This is a genomic window from Nostoc sp. MG11 (assembly GCF_014904695.1).
Classification (GTDB): Bacteria; Cyanobacteriota; Cyanobacteriia; order Cyanobacteriales; family Nostocaceae; genus Komarekiella.
Genome location: NZ_JACXXN010000219.1, coordinates 1 through 608, shown reverse-complemented (window position 1 = coordinate 608; position 608 = coordinate 1). Strand labels below are relative to the sequence as shown.

Sequence of the window (608 nt, the reverse complement as noted above, 5' to 3'; positions counted from 1 at the left end):
GTGCAGTCAGGTCAACCAGCCAATCAGCTTTTTTTGATTGCTCATGGCAAGGTGAACAAGATTGGTGTTGGCAAGTATGATGAGCAGACCGTGTTGGGTGTGTTGGCCGACGGCGACTATTTTGGTGGTCAGGTGTTGGTAGAGTCTCAGAGCAATTGGCAGTTCACAATTCAGGCTCTTACCCGATGCACAATATTGACACTACCACAACAGGCATTTCGGGAGTTGCTCAACCAATCTGAGGCGTTGCAGACTCATGTTGATCGCTTCAGAACCCGCCCGTCAGCTCCACAGAACAAGTATGGTGAAGCTTCAATTGAGGTGACTTCAGGATATGTCGGAGAACTTGAGTTACCGGGGACTTTCGTAGATTACGAACTCTCACCCCGCGAATATGAGTTGAGCGTGGCTCAAACCGTGTTGCGGGTGCATTCTCGCGTTGCGGATCTGTACAACGAACCGATGAACCAGACCGAACAACAACTACGGCTGACTATCGAAGCATTGCGGGAACGTCAAGAACACGAGTTAATCAACAACCGCGAATTCGGGTTGCTGCACAACGCCGACCTCAAACAGCGCATCTACACACGCAACGGCCCACCAAC

The 608-nt window shown here is 50.8% G+C and carries 1 protein-coding gene; it reads left to right on the top strand.

Annotated elements, in window-relative coordinates; genetic code table 11:
- Positions 1 to 608, top strand: a 608-nt coding sequence (locus HCR01_RS38180) for a cyclic nucleotide-binding domain-containing protein (RefSeq protein WP_193201048.1), incomplete at both ends; no start/stop codon positions are given.